1 protein-coding gene is annotated in these 368 nt (G+C 73.1%); it reads left to right on the top strand.

Annotated features, from left to right (window positions below; all coding sequences use genetic code 11):
- Nucleotides 1–368: FtsK/SpoIIIE domain-containing protein (locus AC5RV2_RS19075; RefSeq protein WP_494093627.1), on the top strand; the 368-nt coding region annotated here is incomplete at both ends.

Here is a 368-nt window from a genome sequence, read left to right as displayed (position 1 = left end):
GCCATGCAGGTGCGCATCCTGCCGCAGGTGGTGGAAGCCGCCCAGCTCGAGGTCCCGGCGCTCCCGGGCCTGCTGCCGCTGGGCCTGCGCGAGACCGACCTGGGCCCCGAGATGCTGGACGTCGTCCGCGGCGAGCACCACCTGATCGTGATGGGCGACGAACAGTCCGGCAAGACCAACCTGGTCCGTTCCCTGGTCGCCTCGCTGGTGGCGCAGTACCCGTCCCGGGACCTGGTCTTCGCCGTCTTCGATCCCCGCCGGGCGCTGGCCGACGTGGTCCCGGACGCCTACCTGGGCGGCTACGCGCCGAGCGCCGCCCAGGCCGAGCCGCTGGCCAACGCGATCGCCTCGGAACTGGCCAAGCGGAC

It is taken from the genome of Arthrobacter sp. Y3225116 (assembly GCF_059091245.1).
The sequence above is the reverse complement of the archived record's forward strand: the minus strand, read 5'-3'. Positions and strand labels throughout refer to the sequence as shown.